We start from the raw sequence: 227 nt of genomic DNA on the forward strand, positions 1-227 counted from the left end.
AACCGACGGTCAAGAATTTCGAGCAGGTATTCGGCATTTCGCTCGGCTTCGGTTTCGGGACTCAGGAAACGGTCAATCCCGGCGGCGGCAATTTCTACATGGCGCCCCGGCTTTGGGATTCGATCGTCGTCGCCTCGATGTCGACGGTGCTCGCCATCATCGTCGCGACGCTCGCCTCCTATTCGTTGTCACGGATGAATTTTCGCGGCCGGCATGAGTTCGTCAAC

The 227-nt window shown here is 58.1% G+C and carries 1 pseudogene; it reads left to right on the top strand.

What is annotated here, in order from left to right:
- A pseudogene (locus AF337_RS32925) lies at positions 1 to 227 on the top strand (carbohydrate ABC transporter permease); the annotation flags it as partial.

It is taken from the genome of Rhizobium ecuadorense, from assembly GCF_001187535.1.
Classification (GTDB): Bacteria; Pseudomonadota; Alphaproteobacteria; order Rhizobiales; family Rhizobiaceae; genus Rhizobium; species Rhizobium ecuadorense.